Source organism: Thalassolituus sp. UBA3500 (genome assembly GCF_002377545.1).
Lineage (GTDB): Bacteria > Pseudomonadota > Gammaproteobacteria > Pseudomonadales > Oceanobacteraceae > Thalassolituus.
Window position 1 is genome coordinate 12,981 of sequence record NZ_DFQB01000042.1, and the last position, 707, is coordinate 13,687.

Here is a 707-nt window from a genome sequence, read left to right on the forward strand (position 1 = left end):
TATTGTGGCTGGTCTTTATCAAGCCACTCAGGGCGGTGTCGTGCTGAGCGGAAAAGAAGTGAATGAACCTGGCCCTGAGCGTGCAGTTGTGTTCCAGAACCACTCTCTTCTGCCATGGCTGACCGCTTATCAGAACGTTGAACTCGCTGTAAAGCGCGTTTTTAAAGGTCAGAAGTCCAAAGCGGAAATGCGTGAGTGGATTGAGCATAACCTCGAACTGGTACACATGAGCCACGCCATGCACAAACGCCCGGATGAAATTTCCGGTGGTATGAAGCAGCGTGTTGGTATCGCTCGTGCCCTGTCAATGGAACCTCAGGTACTGCTAATGGACGAGCCTTTCGGCGCACTTGATGCCCTGACACGTGCTCACCTGCAGGACTCTCTGATGGACATTCAGAAAGACCTGAACAACACCGTCATCATGATTACCCACGATGTCGACGAGGCAGTATTGCTGTCTGATCGTATTGTGATGATGACCAATGGCCCTGCTGCCACCATTGGCGAAATCATGGACGTAGAACTTGAACGCCCACGCAACCGAATTCAACTTGCCGACGATCCGCAATACAACAGATACCGTCAGCAGGTTCTTAGTTTTCTGTATGAAAAACAGAGAAAGCCGGACACAGATGCGCCCGCTAAGAAGGCTGCCGACTCCGACGATAGTAATGCTGACAAGGTCGATAAAAAGACCGGTGAAG

General features: G+C 51.1%; 1 protein-coding gene. It reads left to right on the top strand.

Annotated features, from left to right (window positions below; genetic code table 11):
- Positions 1 to 707, top strand: a 707-nt coding sequence (locus B2R29_RS10315) for an ABC transporter ATP-binding protein (RefSeq protein ID WP_301180991.1), incomplete at both ends; no start/stop codon positions are given.